The sequence below is a fragment of the Xenorhabdus sp. Sc-CR9 genome (genome assembly GCF_963897815.1).
In the GTDB taxonomy this organism is placed as follows: domain Bacteria; phylum Pseudomonadota; class Gammaproteobacteria; order Enterobacterales; family Enterobacteriaceae; genus Xenorhabdus.
Genome location: NZ_CAWQTY010000187.1, coordinates 15,293 through 29,881, shown reverse-complemented (window position 1 = coordinate 29,881; position 14,589 = coordinate 15,293). Strand labels below are relative to the sequence as shown.

The following is a 14,589-nucleotide window of genomic DNA, read 5'->3' as shown; positions in this document are numbered from 1 at the left end:
AGCAGTAGCTACTCGGTATGACAAATTAGCAAGAAATTATGAAAGTCTCGTTGCTTTGGCATTTTCAATCATGTGGCTCCCTATGTGGGTCGATTGAAACATGTACAACAAAGGTCAACACGCTCTAATCAAACCGTAAATATGGGAACTATCAGCTCAAGTTCATTCAACGGAGCTTATAGTACTTCTGCCCCGACTCGCTTTAGTATTAAATTAACTGATTGCCCAACAGATTATCACCATGCTCAAGTCAAATTTGATGGTAAAACAGACAGAGCCGGCAGTCGTTTTTTAGCGTTAGACAATGATAAAGGGAACGCGGCTAAAGGTGTTGCGCTTGCTCTTTATGAAGATGACAGTAACACGTTGATTAATATAGCTGAAAACTCACGTCCTCAACCCTTGGATAGCAAAAAAATTAATAAGCTGAATTTCATTGCCAAATACATTGCGACAACTGACAGCACCGTGACTGCGGGTACGGGTGATGCAGTAGCTCACTTCACTATCATCTATAACTAATGGAATACTAATGGAATTAATGGCAAGGAAGCCAAAACAATATAACTCAGGACAATATCATTCAGGTTTAAATGACCAAAAATGATACTGGTTCGTTAATTACATTGATTGAAACATAAGAATAATATTGTTTGGAGCAACTACTTTGAAATATTTTCGCATTTTGTTTTTTATTTTAATCTACATTTTCAGTATCAATATCTCTTTTGCTGGTGTCGTAATTGGCGGCACACGAGTTATTTATATCAGCGACCAAAAAGAAGCGTCTATTTCCATTAACAATCCAGAAACAGGTATCTCTTACCTCATTCAAACGTGGGTTCAAGGTGAACACGGTGAAACTAAACCACCCTTTATTATCACTCCCCCACTCTTTAAATTAACAGCAGGGAATGAGAATATTTTACGAATTGTTAAAACCGGAAATAATTTATCAAATGACAGAGAATCTTTGTTCTGGCTCAATATCAAGTCTATTCCTGCTACGACCAAATCAGAACAAAACCAATTGCAAATCACGGTAAAGTCTCGGTTTAAGTTATTCTATCGCCCTGCCGACTTAGCAGAATATGCAGAAACTGCTTATAAGACTCTGAAGTTCAGAACCGATGGCCATAAGCTCATTGTAGAAAATCCAACACCTTATTACGTCTCTTTTTCTGAGCTGACAACCGAAAATGGGATAAAAAATTATGAAATCCAATCCCCCGGTATGATCCCGCCTTTTGAACAACTAAGCTGGGATATTCCGATTAAAAACATCAATAAAGTAACTTGGAAAACTATTAATGATTTTGGCGGCATCACGCCAGAAGAAAAACGTATGTTTTGAACAAAAATCATTCCATATATACCCAATAGATTTCAAAATATAATGTGAAAGATGGCGGGTATATCAAAATTAGAAAATTATCATGGATAACTACCGTCATTATCTTCAACAAAAAATTTCTAATAATTGGATATTGTTTATTAAGTTAAGCCTGCAATATTTATATCGAAAAGCGCTTTTCAGTGCGTTGTTAACTTCCTGTTTTCTGGCCTATAGCAATAAAGTTTATTCTGAAGAGCATTTCAACATCAATGCATTGGAAATCCATTCAGATTTTCCAGAAGATATTGATCTGTCAATTTTTACTAAAGATGATCAGCAGCCACCCGGTCGTTATTGGGTCGATATTTATCTTAACCGAGAGAAAGTAAATACCGGAAATCTTGATTTTATTATCGTAAACAATAGACTCTCACCAAAAATTAAAATTCAGCAACTCCGGGAAATGGGAGTTAATATTGATTCATTCCCTTTGCTCCGTGATTTATCACAAGAGACAGAACTTTCTGATCTAGGTCAATATGTCTCATCTGCATCAACTTTTTTTGATTTTAAACTTCAACGGCTGGATATCAGTGTTCCACAGGCTGCATTACATAATCAAGCCAGAGACTATGTACCACCTAATTTATGGGAACAGGGATTAACATCGCTGCTAGCCAATTATAATTACAATGGATCTTTGGCTTGGCAAGATAACCAATCCGGCTCTACAAAAAATCATTTTCTTAATCTTAGAACAGGCGCTAACTGGGAAGCATGGCGTTTACGGAATTATTCCACCTATAGCAGCCAAAATAGAAAATGGCAAAATCTGAATACTTATCTTCAACGGGATATTCATGCCTTAAAAAGCCAATTAACATTAGGTGATAATTACACTTCCTCACCTATTTTTGATAGTTTTCAATTTTATGGTGCTCAATTGGCTTCTGATGACAGTATGTTACCTGATAGTCTGAAAGGATTTGCTCCAACAATCCGAGGAATTGCACAAAGCAATGCTCAGGTAATCATTAAACAGAATAGTTATATTATCTATGAGACTTATGTTTCCCCCGGCCCTTTTGTTATCAACGATCTCTATCCAACAGTTTCTACCGGTGATTTAGAAGTTATCGTCAAGGAAGCAGATGGAAAAGAACATCGTTCTATGCAATCTTTTTCTACAGTACCGATCATGTTACGGGAAAATAGCCTACGGCATTCCCTGACGCTGGGAAAATACAAATCCAATTCTCATCAAGATAAAGAACCCTTTTTTATGCAGGGTACGGTGATATATGGTGTTTCCAATCATGTCACTGCTTATGGCGGGACAACAATCGCAAAAGATTATCAATCAGTGGCATTGGGTACAGGCTATAGCCTTTCTGATTGGGGTTCCATCTCTTTTGATGTGACTTATGCCAAAACAAATTCAGTACCCAGCGGCAACCATTATGGTCAATCTTATCGCTTTCAATATGCCAAAGATCTCTCACAAACCGGTACTAGCCTCACGCTTGCGGGTTATCGTTATTCAACTCAAAATTTTTACGATTTCAAAGAAGCAAATGAATTAGGTGTTGCAAATGGCGGAGGTATTTACAGTGGTACCAATAAACGCAGCAAATTGCAGTTACATATTAACCAGCCTCTGGGTGACTGGGGATCTGTCTATTTCTCTGCCTTGCAGCAAGATTATTGGCATCAGAAAGGTTATGAGAAAAGCATCAACGCAGGTTATAGCACAAGTTACAACTCAATCAATTATAACCTGAACTATTCCCACAATAGTTTCTTGGGTGAAAATCGCAATGAGCAGATTATCGCATTGAGTATTCAGATTCCTCTTGACCGTTGGCTGAAAAATAACTGGATAAGCTATAACATGACTAACAGCAAAAACAGTGATACTTCTCATCAGCTCGGTTTGACGGGTAGTGCTCTTGAAGATAACAAGCTGACTTACAATATCCAGCAGAATTACACTCACCATAATAAAACTAATGGCGGAAATATTAATGCGGAATATAAAGGAGCATATAGCCAAGTTAACGCCGGTTACAATTACGATAAACATTCCAAGCAACTGACTTATGGTTTAAATGGTGGGATTGTCGTCCATCCCTATGGCGTTACCCTTTCCCAATCTTTGGGGGATACTCTTGTATTGGTGCGTACCAATGGTGTTCAGGGCATTAAAGTACAAAACTATTCTGGTATAAAGACTGACTGGCAAGGCCATGCGATCGTGCCTTATGTCAGTAGCTACCGAAAAAACCGCATTGCTCTGGATACAAATTCGATGGGTAATAACGTTGATATTGATATTAATACGCAAACCATTGTCCCAACTCGGGGTTCATTGACTTTGGCCAATTTCCAAACTCGAATTGGTCACCGTGTCTTACTTACATTTTCCCACAACGATAAAGAGATCCCCTTTGGTGCAATTGCAACATTGGAGCAAGAAAATGAGATAGATGAACCCAATAGTACTATTGTCGGTAATGATAGTCAGGCTTATCTCAGCGGTATTCCTCAATCAGGCCGGATATGGTTGAAATGGGGTCATAAAGATGTTCAAGAATGTCATGTTAATTATCAACTTCCAGAGGAAACTCCAGAATCTGGTCTGTACATGCTGAATGCATCCTGCGAGTAACAATTTGTGAATAACAATTTACATATTATGGAAATTATTTATGGCTAGCAGCTTAAAACTATTAATGGCAAGTTTATTTATTGCCGGCCTGATGAGCAGTTTCGCCAGTCAGGCAAACAATCAGTGCCAATATTATCCAAATATGACTGCTAAAATGACACCCGTTTCTTTTGGCACTATCGTCATTCCCAGAGATTATCCCATCGGAACAACCATCAAGGAGATTCGCCTGGATCAAGTTGATGAACAAGGGCATATCGCTTTTTGTAATCAACCAACGCAAGCCTCGTGGGAAAAACCTGATTTTACGCCAGCACATTACAATTACGATGCAATTTATGAATCCGGGGTACCCGGCGTGGGAATACGTATCAATACATGGGGACCTAGTTATGGCATTAACTGGTTGCCCAGAAAAGTGGCAAACCCTCATTACTGTAATCCACCAGGATATTCCCGTAAAAATGGATGGCTCTATTGTGGAAAAACATGGGGTTATTTAACCGTGCAATTAATCAAAATTGCACCTACCACAGGCTCAGGAAATACGCATAGACGGGTATTAACCCGAGCTCTATTGGGCAACGCTCTTATTAATACTTTCTATTTAGAAAATACGCGCATCGTTACTCAAGGGTGTTCACTCACTCACAGCACAACCTACGTTAATATGGGAGAAATCAAAACCAATGAGTTTCGGGGTATTAACAGTACAGCAGGAGAAAAAGGGTTTGACTTAAAATTGGATTGTGATGCCAACCTGAATGCCTCAGTTTCATTGGATGGCCGACCGGCAAAAGGAGCTTCCAACAACATCTGGGCATTGGATTATAATAGTGACAACGTCACAGCAACAGGTATCGGGATGCAAATTTTATTTCTCAACAGACTTGTATCAATGCGCGAGCCAATTAAAATCCGTTCCAGCGATCCGGTACGGCATTTTGAGCTCCCATTACGTGCTCGTTATATCCAGACTGACGCACGAATTACGCCGGGTAAGGCAAATGTGACTACGACGGTGACGATTACTTATCAATAATCATCGCAATTTTAGGATGGTAAACCCCGCCCCAAAATTTATTTGATATCTTACAATTAGTTAAATGATTAATAATGACGAATGTAATGATTCGCTGATTTTGGGTGTTTTGTTATAGATACAAGTATGTTGTAACTATAAATGGATTAGTTTTTACATCAATCCATGAGCTTCATGGGCCGCAGCAAAATTACGACGGCCCATGATTTGTTACGACTCGATATTTTCCATCGTCTGTAAAATACGCTTATCAGATATTGGATACGCTGTACCCAATTGCTGGGCAAATAAGCTAATACGAAGTTCTTCGATCATCCAGCGAACTTCTTTTACTTCCGGAAATTGTTGCTGCTGAACAGACAGTTTTGCATGCCATTGTTGCCACTGTCGCTGAATATGTTCAATCCGACTCATATGCGCTCTATCTTTATTAGGATCAATTGCCAATTTTTCCAATCGACGCTCAATACCACTCAAGTAACGCAAAACATCCGCCAGACGTTTCCAACCGTGAGAGGTGACAAATCCATTAAAGACCAAACCTGAAATTTGTTCTTTAATATCCGATAATGCAAGTGCCAGAGCAATATCTACCCGCCCTTTTAAGCGTTTGTTGATGTTAAAAACCGAGGTCAGGATCTGTTCTACCTGTTTGGCGATATCAACGACGGCATCATTCAAATCAGCACGTACTTTATCCTGCAAGCCAGAAAATGCCTGTTCATTCCATGCCGGGCCACCGTTTCCTGCAATCAATTTGTCCACACCGCAGGAGATGCAATCATCAATCAAATCTAATACTTTTCCGTATGGGTTAAAGTACAGCCCCAGTTTAGATTTATTCGGTAATTTCTCATGCAGATATTTAATCGGTGATGGAATATTCAGCAACAACAAACGGCGTGTTCCTTCCCACATTGCATTTTGCTGTTCGGATTCGGTTTCGAATAGTTTTATGCCAATGCTGTCTTTTTCATCCACCAGCGCCGGAAATGCTTTAACGGAATAACCCCCGCGTTTTTGTTCGTAACGCTCAGGCAATTCGCCAAAACTCCAGATGTGCAGACCACTTTGTTCAATACCATCATCCGCAACAGCCGAAAGTGTTTCTTGAACTTTTCCTTTCAATTTGAGTTTCAGCACTGATAAATCTTTGCCTTCAGCCAACGCTTTGTTTTTCTCTCCGAGAATGCGGAATGTTATTTTCAGATGATCAGGCACCTGTTCCAATTTCCAGTCATCACGTGACACCGTCACACCCGTCATACGGCGTAATTCTCTTTCAAGGCTATCCAATAAAGTCGCTTGTGGTTGTGTAATCCGCTCCAGAAATGCCTGCGCATAATTAGGTGCAGGTACAAAATTACGGCGTATCGGTTTTGGCAATGATTTAATCAGTGCAATGATTAATTCATGGCGAATGCCCGGAATTTGCCAGTCGAATCCTTCATCCTTAACCTGATTTAATACCGGTAACGGGATATGTACAGTCACGCCATCAGCATCAGTTCCCGGTTCAAATTGATAACTCAAACGGAATTTTAAATTATCCTGATGCCAATAATTCGGATAATCCAATGCGCTGACTTTATCTGCATCTCCCTTAATCAACATGCTCTTTTCAAAGTTGAGCAATTCCGATTGTTCTTGACTCGCCGTTTTCCACCAACGATCAAAATGACGGGCGGAAACAACGTCTTTGCCAATTCTCTGATCGTAGAAATTAAATAAGGTTTCATCATCCACCAGAATGTCCCGGCGGCGGGATTTATGCTCCAACTCCTCAACTTCTTCACGCAATTTCAAATTGGCACGGAAAAATGAATGATGAGTTTTCCAATCCCCTTCAACCAAAGCATGGCGGATAAATAGTTCACGACATAACATCGGATCTGTCTGGCTGTAATTCACTAATCGCCCCGCCACAATCGGCAAGCCATACAAAGTGACTTTTTCCGTTGCCATCACTGCGCCCTGTGATTTTTGCCAATGTGGTTCGCTGTAGTGGTGCTTAATCAAATGTGCGGCCAGTGGCTCTACCCATTCGGGTTCGATACGCGCAGCAATGCGTCCCCACAATCGGCTGGTTTCCACCAATTCAGCAACCATTGCCCATTTAGGGGGTTTTTTAAATAAGCCAGAACCTGGAAAAACAGAGAAGCGAGCATTGCGTGCACCGGTATATTCCTGTTTATCTGTATCTTTTTGCCCGATATGGGATAACAGACCAGTCAACAAGGCAATATGAATACTGCGATAGTCCGCTTCCTGACTATTAATCGGCAAACCAATTTCTTTCACAACCTGTCGAAGCTGGGTATAAACATCCTGCCACTCTCTGACGCGAAGGTAATTCAGATAATCCTGACGGCAAAGTTTGCGGAACTGAGAGCTGGACAGAAGTTTCTGCTGTTCCAGCAAAAAATCCCACAATTTCAGGTACGCAATGAAATCCGAATCTTTATCCGCAAAACGACGATGTTTTTCATCAGAAGCCTGCTGTTTTTCCAGTGGCCTTTCTCGTGGATCTTGAATTGATAACGCGGAGACAACTACCATCACTTCACGGACACAGCCATGGGCTTTCGCTTCCAGCACCATACGAGCCAAACGTGGATCAATAGGCAACTTTGATAATTGATGCCCCATTGGTGTCAGTCGGTAGACCTCTTGCGACAGAGATTCCGGATCAATGGCACCCAATTCCTCCAACAAACGGACACCATCTTGAACATTGCGTTTATCCGGAGCTTGAACAAATGGGAATGCACTGACATCCCCTAAGCCAATTGATGTCATCTGCAAAATGACAGAAGCCAGATTGGTACGCAAAATTTCAGGATCAGTAAACTCGGGACGTGATAAATAATCATCTTCCGAATAGAGGCGAATACAAATCCCATCTGAAACACGGCCGCAGCGCCCTTTTCGCTGATTGGCTGATGCTTGAGAAATAGGTTCTATCGGCAAACGCTGCACTTTGGTTCGATAGCTGTATCGGCTGATACGCGCATATCCTGTATCGATCACATATTTAATGCCCGGCACAGTCAACGACGTTTCCGCTACGTTGGTTGCCAGGATAATGCGGCGACCGATATGGGATTGGAATATCCGATTCTGCTCACTGTTAGACAACCGTGCAAAGAGTGGCAAGATTTCAGTATGAGGGAAATCCTGCTTACTGAGCGCATCCGCCGTATCACGAATCTCTCGTTCACCACTCATGAACACCAGTATGTCACCTGAGCTTTCACGCCCTAATTCATCCACTGCATCAATGATGGCTTCAAGCTGATCCCGATCACTGTCATTATCATCACCAGCCACTGGACGATAGCGGACTTCCACTGGATAAGTACGCCCAGACACTTCAATAATTGGCGCATTGTTAAAATGGCGGGAGAAACGTTCAGGATCAATGGTTGCGGAAGTAATGATAATTTTCAGATCAGGGCGCTTTGGCAACAATTGACGTAAATAACCAAGAATGAAATCGATATTCAGACTGCGTTCATGGGCTTCATCAATAATTAGCGTATCATATTGCAACAACAGACGATCTTGCTGCAATTCTGCCAGCAAAATACCGTCAGTCATCAATTTGACTAGTGTATTTTCACTGACCTGATCATTAAAACGGACTTTATAACCGACTGTCGAACCCAATGGGGTTTCCAGTTCATCCGCAATACGATTGGCAACCGAACGGGCGGCCAAACGACGGGGTTGAGTATGCCCAATCAGCCCTTTGATACCCCTGCCCAATTCAAGGCATATTTTGGGGATCTGGGTCGTTTTACCCGAACCGGTTTCCCCGGCAATAATAACAACCTGATGATCCCGAATCGCTTTGTAGATATCGCCTTTTTTCTGACTAACAGGTAAATTTTCAGGGTAGTTAATTGAGGGATATGCGGCTTGGCGATTAATGATTTTTTGTTTTGCAATCGCAATATCCGTAGAAATGGATTCTGCCACAGCCTGCAAGGAAGCTTGATTCTTAATTTTTGCTGCCCCATGCAGACGTTTTCTCAAACGGAACTGATCGCGCAGCGATGTGTGATCAAGTTCAGCGAATAATTCAGCGAATGTTGCTGTCAAAGGTGATTCCACAGTAATAAATCCTTGTGACGTTCTTAAATTGAGTAGCGCTGTCTTTGCAGGCTCAGAGGATAGTTTCTTATGATTTAAACATTAGAAGTGTAACATATCTTGTTCAACTCCATGTACTTCATATCTATCTCCCTGCCAATTTACGGCTTTGTTGACTGCGAATACACACTTCCTTCAGTCATTCAATGAATTTGAATGGTTATCTCAAAATATCAAGCTATCGCTTGAACAATTCCTTATATAAAATACCAAATATCACGCGATAATTAATCAAGTTGTTAATTTCAAATCATCGTATTAATGTTTAATAAAGGAAATAAAGAATGAGTAACGTACTGGTTCTGAAATCCAGCATTCTGGCACAATTTTCTCACAGCAATAAAATGGCCGACTATTTTATTGAAAAATGGCGAGCCAATAGCTCAGATAGCAACATTACTATACGCGATCTGGCAGAAAACCCCGTTCCGGTATTAGATGGAGAGTTGGTCGGAGCCTTGCGTCCAAGCGATGCAGAATTGACAGAGCGCCAAAAATCAGCTTTGGCCCTGTCAGATGAACTGATTACAGAATTAAAAACACATGATGTTATTGTAATCACCGCACCAATGTATAACTTCACCATTCCAACTCAGCTAAAAACCTACTTTGATCTGGTTGCCCGCGCTGGCGTAACTTTCCGCTATACGGAAAATGGTCCCGAAGGTTTGCTGAAAGATAAGCGTGTGGTTATCTTGACCAGCCGCGGCGGCGTTCATAACGATAGCCCTACAGATTTGATAACGCCATACTTGCGTATTTTTCTCAAGTTTATTGGTATTACGGACGTGGAATTCATATTTGCGGAAGGTTTGGCACTGGGGGCTGAATCAGCCCACCAGACACATCAGGATGTCCGGGATGCGGTGGATACTATCATCGAAAAAATGACACAAACGCAGCCCGAAGAAGCTGTCGCTTAATCAGGATTGAGTGCGCCAAACGGCGCGCTTATTTCTTCACCCAATTACCATTAATACCAAGCACATACTCTCCTGAAGCTGCGCGATTCACTAATTTTTCACCCGTTATTTTCGCGACTTGATCTGTTGTCATATTATTCTGAGACGCTATTTCAGCATATTTCTTTTCCCGTTCCCCATTAATCCTTTTAACCATAGATTGAGCATCCAAGGTGTTTTTTACGGGAGACAGATAGCCACTAAATGTCTCTCCCACCATGCCTTGTTGTTTGGCTTCATTCAACGTCATGCCTATGGCAAAAGAACTGAATAGCAGACCCAACAAAAATATTACTCCTGCTTTTTTCATATCTTAGCCTTTAGAATAAGTTAGAATTATTTTTGAGCATATCTTCAATTTGTCGATCAATCTTAATATGAATTTCATGTTCAATTTTTACATTCATATTAATATTGATAGGCTTATCCGGTGTTGCTACCTCCAGCCTGACACACCCCAGTAATGCCAAGTTAACCAACATTATTCCAGCCCACATTACACCCATTTTGGCTACCGGCAACCTGAATCCAGTTTCTGTTATCATTTTTCACCCCTGCCCATTGCAGATATATTCTTCTGTAACCATTCTTCCAGATCATTGCCAAAACGCAGACTACGCCATAATTGAAAAATATTCTCTTCATGGCGATAGTTGAGCCTGACTTCACGTTTCCTATCTACCAGAGGATTAACACCACTGATTTCTGAATGCAATGTCAATATTCCCAAGTTATCGAGATTAACATATGCCTGCGAACGGCCGATTTCTAAATAACGCAGCCAATCCATTGCCATACCTGCTGATAAATCATTTTTGCCGATGGAATCCACCGTGTCTGTATCCAACCTCAATGTTAAATAACCCTCGTTGGATACCCAGCCTTTCTGAATAATCCAGTATTTATCATTTAACAATACAGGCAATTCACCGCTGATTTTACCTGACATTGCCATTTGTTTGACTTTTAACACGCCAAACAATTTACTCAGGCTTAATTTGTTAAATTTCAATACAGCCGCTTCTTTTTGTGGAAGCTGTAACTTATCCATCCCCATTTTGCCATCCAGAATATCAACGTTTACATTGGTCAGTACCAATGGTTTTGGCTCAGTTGGTGGATAGAAACCCAGAAGATCAGCTGTCACGTTATGCATATCAAACAATCCATTGATTGCTTTAATTCGCAATTGGACAGGTGATGTCAGCCCTAATTGCCAAGTATGATCCTGCAAACGCCACGGCAGAACAAAATTCAGCTCATCAACGGTTCCATTTTTCAGCCACATACCGGCATCTTTGACTACCCAATGACCACCAGCGCGTAATCCTTGCCCCTTCGCCGCTGAGAAAGCGGCTTGTGCATAAACACTCCCGCCACGTACCGTAATTCCCAAATCCGGCGGAATCAATGTCTGAAATACTAATAAGGATTGCCGTGGCCAGCGGGCTTCACCTCTTAATCGTTCACCATCCCAACGCCCATAAAATGGGATGGGGCCAATCCCCTTGGAATACAATTTGCCATTCAGAATAAAATTGTCCGGAGATTGACCATTCAATGTGGCCTTAAAATCAAAGGGAGGCAAAAAACTACCAGAGCGAAATTCTGTTCTCTGGGCTGATAATTGCAAATCTCCCATTAATTTTGGACGATCTAAGGCACGTTCCCAAACCAATGGCGTAATTAGTTTTAAACGTGGAGCTTTCATTTGCACAGAACCATGCTGAATGCAATCAAATCCTGTATTCAATGTCTCCACTGTTACCTGTGATTGCAGCCAATTTCCCTTACCGGCAATATCCCATTTGGCGTGTAACGGAGGTAAATTCCCATTACCCCAATAACGCCATTTCCAGTTTCCCTGATCGGGTATAAAATCTGCTGCATACCCATCTAAATGCAATTTAAATTTTCCCCAATAGTCGTCCCGTGCTTTTACAATGGCTTGAAGACGACCGGTAAGTCCGTTACGAGTCAGATAAGTCCCGGCCAAGGGCAAACGAGCTTCTGTAACAGTAAAGGTTTCACTGATTTTTCCCCATACCCGAAATAATGCCCCTGATTGAAAAGTGATTTTAGGGGAAACGAATGATCCGGTGACAACAGCAGGCAATGACATCGTCATAATCATTTGGTCGCTATTCATTTGCCCAGTCAACTGAAACGGAATATGAGTATTGGTGACATTAATTCGTGTCGGTTGTACGGAAAGAACAATATTACCTTTACCCTGCTTATTTTGAGTGACTAAATTTAACCGCCCACTGACAGACATACCATCCAAGCCTTTTTGCCATTGTTCAAGCGTGATATTCACTCTTCCAGATAATGGCTGGCCGGCATCTGTCCACTGCCATCTACCACCGGTTATCTGAAATTGAGATGTATTGAATGACCAGGGAAATTTCGCCAGTATTTGTTTTTTCTTTTCTGCACTGACGATAAGTTGGCCACTCTGCCCCTGCCATTTCAGTGCTAAATGTAACGGCTCAGGATATTGACCCAGAGATAAATAAGCGGTGATTTGACCTTGTTCTGGCAGGGTTTCAAGATCTAAAGGTAAGGCAATATTCCCATTCAGATTAATTTCTTGCTCCGGTAACCTTACAAAAAGTTGCTGAATAATGAGCGTTTTTTTATCTGTAATACTTGCACTTAGCTTTAATTGCTCGCCTTGATAAGAGAATATTTGATTTTGAGGCGATGAATTAAATTGAAGTTTACCGGAAAATGTCTGCCAAGGAGAGAGAGTAAAATGTTCAGCAGTAAAATTAACAGAAGGTATAGAGGATAATATTTTCTGAATGGATAGAGGTGTTGACTGTTTTTGCGTGACCGTTAATTGCGCCAAGCATTGGCTTTGACTATCAATATGCGTAACGTGAACATCCCAATAACGATCTTGGGTATTTCCGCTAAGTGAATATCCTAATGATAGCCCAGACACACTGATCCATTCACATTTTTTCACTTTCAATGACAGATCATCCAACCATAACCCACTCTCTTTCCATTTAGGCTGGCTTAAAGAAAGAGTAACTCCTTGTGGCAACCAATGACTGGCAATCAATGGCAACCAGCGCGGAATTGTATACCAACCCACCAGTATCAATAACACTAACAACATTACTATCACTGCGAACACTTTTAATATCTTGGTCATCACATCCATATCTCTTCTTTTTCAACCTAAGAGCAACTTCCTGTTATGATAGTCTCATATCAGGCTCTAAGCCGATTTATTATACAAGCTATCGCTATGAATAGCTTATCAGCAATTTATTCGAGTATAGAGCGATAAATAATGCTTATAACCTTCAATAAACGTCATTATTGCGAGCAACTTATGCGGCAAAGTGGATTCAATGAATGGGCTCGAATGATTTTGCAGTTACTGTATTGACGGAGGTGTTGCTATGAAATTGGTGGTTTATAGTACAAAGCAGTATGATCGTAAACATATTGAAATGCTCAACCAAAAACTTGGTCTAGATTATCATATCGAGTTTTTTGACTTTCCTCTGAGTCCACAAACAGCCAAAAATGCCATTGGTGCAGATGCTGTCTGTATTTTTGTCAATGATGATGGCGGACGTGAAGTGCTCCAGGAACTGGCAGAAATGAATATTAAAGTATTGGCCCTGCGTTGTGCCGGATTCAATAATGTCGATCTTGACGCAGCCAAAGAATTTGGCATTCAAATTGTTCGAGTCCCCGCTTACTCACCTGAGTCAGTTGCTGAACACACTGTTGGGCTTATGTTATGTCTGAATCGTCGTATTCACCGCGCCTACCAACGAACCCGCGATGCCAATTTTTCCCTTGAAGGTCTGACTGGTTTCAATATGTATAAACGTACCGCAGGTATTGTCGGCACGGGAAAGATCGGCCTCGCTACTTTACGAATTCTGAAAGGTTTCGGTATGCATTTATTAGCACATGATCCTTATCTAAATCCTGAAGCCTTGGATATGGGTGTGGAATATGTAGATTTAGATACTTTATACGCCGAATCTGATGTAATTTCTCTGCATTGTCCCATGACACCAGAAAACCATCATTTATTGGATGAAACAGCATTCAGTAAAATGAAAAATGGTGTGATGATCATCAATACCAGCCGGGGTGCGTTAATTGATTCCATTGCTGCCATCAATGCACTAAAAGAACAAAAAATTGGCGCATTAGGTATGGATGTTTATGAAAATGAACGTGATTTATTCTTTGAAGACAAATCAAATGACGTTATTCAAGATGATATTTTTCGCCGTTTGTCTTCCTGCCATAATGTGCTTTTTACGGGTCATCAGGCATTTTTGACTGAAGAAGCGTTAACCAGCATTAGTGAAACGACTCTACAAAATATCCAGCAATTAATGTCTGGAGAAACTTGTCCGAATATTGTTGAATAATTTCAGCGCAT

The 14,589-nt window shown here is 41.1% G+C and carries 10 protein-coding genes and 1 pseudogene; 7 read left to right on the top strand and 4 right to left on the bottom strand.

Annotated elements, in window-relative coordinates:
• The 5 genes and pseudogenes from AACQ81_RS13010 to AACQ81_RS12990 all read left to right on the top strand — a co-directional run.
• Nucleotides 1–97, top strand: a pseudogene (locus AACQ81_RS13010) (IS5/IS1182 family transposase); the annotation flags it as partial.
• Nucleotides 94–522 carry a fimbrial protein gene (locus AACQ81_RS13005; protein WP_237387592.1) on the top strand — a complete coding sequence of 143 codons (429 nt, stop codon included), beginning with the start codon at nucleotides 94–96 and terminating at the stop codon, nucleotides 520–522. The pseudogene AACQ81_RS13010 and the gene AACQ81_RS13005, both read left to right, overlap by 4 nt.
• 145 nt (nucleotides 523–667) lie before the next feature.
• Complete coding sequence (locus AACQ81_RS13000; protein ID WP_237387591.1) at nucleotides 668–1,354, top strand: fimbrial biogenesis chaperone; 687 nt, start codon at nucleotides 668–670, stop codon at nucleotides 1,352–1,354.
• Nucleotides 1,355–1,436: 82 nt separating this feature from the next.
• Complete coding sequence (locus tag AACQ81_RS12995) at nucleotides 1,437–4,004, top strand: fimbria/pilus outer membrane usher protein (protein WP_237387590.1); 2,568 nt, start codon at nucleotides 1,437–1,439, stop codon at nucleotides 4,002–4,004.
• Between the two features lie 40 nt (nucleotides 4,005–4,044).
• Nucleotides 4,045–5,046 carry a fimbrial protein gene (locus AACQ81_RS12990; RefSeq protein ID WP_237387589.1) on the top strand — a complete coding sequence of 334 codons (1,002 nt, stop codon included), beginning with the start codon at nucleotides 4,045–4,047 and terminating at the stop codon, nucleotides 5,044–5,046.
• 210 nt (nucleotides 5,047–5,256) lie between these two features.
• Here the strand turns inward: AACQ81_RS12990 and hrpA are convergent, their stop codons facing one another.
• Entirely contained in the window at nucleotides 5,257–9,162 is a 3,906-nt protein-coding gene (gene hrpA, locus AACQ81_RS12985; protein WP_443089560.1) for an ATP-dependent RNA helicase HrpA, read from the bottom strand.
• A 323-nt stretch (nucleotides 9,163–9,485) separates the two neighbouring features.
• Between hrpA and AACQ81_RS12980 the strand changes: the two genes are divergently transcribed.
• Nucleotides 9,486–10,124, top strand: a complete 639-nt coding sequence (locus AACQ81_RS12980; RefSeq protein ID WP_237387588.1) for an FMN-dependent NADH-azoreductase — start codon at nucleotides 9,486–9,488, stop codon at nucleotides 10,122–10,124.
• 28 nt (nucleotides 10,125–10,152) lie between these two features.
• Here AACQ81_RS12980 and AACQ81_RS12975 read toward each other — a convergent pair whose 3' ends face one another.
• From AACQ81_RS12975 to AACQ81_RS12965, 3 genes are read right to left on the bottom strand one after another with little or no spacing between them, the layout of a single operon-like run.
• Nucleotides 10,153–10,473, bottom strand: a complete 321-nt coding sequence (locus tag AACQ81_RS12975) for a YdbL family protein (protein WP_237387587.1) — start codon at nucleotides 10,471–10,473, stop codon at nucleotides 10,153–10,155.
• 10 nt (nucleotides 10,474–10,483) lie between these two features.
• Entirely contained in the window at nucleotides 10,484–10,669 is a 186-nt protein-coding gene (locus tag AACQ81_RS12970) for a YnbE family lipoprotein (RefSeq protein ID WP_237387595.1), read from the bottom strand.
• Nucleotides 10,670–10,704: 35 nt separating this feature from the next.
• Nucleotides 10,705–13,329, bottom strand: a complete 2,625-nt coding sequence (locus AACQ81_RS12965; RefSeq protein ID WP_237387586.1) for a YdbH family protein — start codon at nucleotides 13,327–13,329, stop codon at nucleotides 10,705–10,707.
• Between the two features lie 253 nt (nucleotides 13,330–13,582).
• On the opposite strand from AACQ81_RS12965, the gene AACQ81_RS12960 reads away from it, so the two are divergent.
• The gene (locus AACQ81_RS12960; protein ID WP_237387585.1) at nucleotides 13,583–14,578 is read left to right on the top strand and encodes a 2-hydroxyacid dehydrogenase; all 996 of its coding nucleotides are present in this window, start codon (nucleotides 13,583–13,585) and stop codon (nucleotides 14,576–14,578) included.
• The last annotated feature ends 11 nt before the right edge of the window (nucleotides 14,579–14,589 follow it).

Bases quoted from the DNA above. Each gene is read 5' to 3' on its own strand.
- AACQ81_RS12995 (WP_237387590.1), top strand. From the start codon at position 1,437: ATGGATAACTACCGTCATTATCTTCAACAAAAAATTTCTAATAATTGG.
- AACQ81_RS12975 (WP_237387587.1), bottom strand. From the start codon at position 10,473: ATGAAAAAAGCAGGAGTAATATTTTTGTTGGGTCTGCTATTCAGTTCT.
- AACQ81_RS12960 (WP_237387585.1), top strand. From the start codon at position 13,583: ATGAAATTGGTGGTTTATAGTACAAAGCAGTATGATCGTAAACATATT.
- AACQ81_RS12980 (WP_237387588.1), top strand. From the start codon at position 9,486: ATGAGTAACGTACTGGTTCTGAAATCCAGCATTCTGGCACAATTTTCT.
- AACQ81_RS12970 (WP_237387595.1), bottom strand. From the start codon at position 10,669: ATGGGTGTAATGTGGGCTGGAATAATGTTGGTTAACTTGGCATTACTG.
- AACQ81_RS12990 (WP_237387589.1), top strand. From the start codon at position 4,045: ATGGCTAGCAGCTTAAAACTATTAATGGCAAGTTTATTTATTGCCGGC.
- AACQ81_RS12965 (WP_237387586.1), bottom strand. From the start codon at position 13,329: ATGACCAAGATATTAAAAGTGTTCGCAGTGATAGTAATGTTGTTAGTG.